The following is a 395-nucleotide window of genomic DNA, read 5'->3' as shown; positions in this document are numbered from 1 at the left end:
TCCCCGCCGCAGGCGTTCATCAACAGGGTATAGGCGTCGCTGTCCGCTTTGGTACAGCGGCCCAGCAGTTTTCCGTCGTAATAGCAGGCCGCGTCATAGCCCGTCCGTTTGCGTGGCATGGTTCCCGCCTCCTTTCTGCTTCGTGCCAGCATGGCCCGAGGTCAACGCTCTGCACTGCGGCTGGGCTTTTCCTTCGGAGGCCGCTCTGCCTTTGCCTGTTCGGCAGCCGCTTTTCCGGCTTTGAGCTGGTCGCTGATGGACGCACGCCCCACAGAGCCGCGCTCCGCCATCTGTTCCAGCTTTGCCTCATAGGCTTGCAGAACAGCAGTATTGAGCTGTTCCCGGAACTCCTTTGTGACAGGGTAGGCCATATCCCGATAGCCGCCTTTGCCGTC

Annotated in this window: 1 pseudogene; it reads right to left on the bottom strand. The window is 61.3% G+C overall.

The annotated features are described in order from the left end of the window. Window positions 1-161: 161 nt before the first annotated feature. Window positions 162-395: pseudogene (locus GPK90_RS17915) on the bottom strand (SpoVG family protein); the annotation flags it as partial.

Source organism: Clostridium sp. MCC344, assembly GCF_018785365.1.
Classification (GTDB): domain Bacteria; phylum Bacillota; class Clostridia; order Lachnospirales; family Lachnospiraceae; genus Pilosibacter.
Note: the sequence above shows the minus strand (reverse complement) of the source record. Positions and strands in the feature narration are given on the sequence as shown.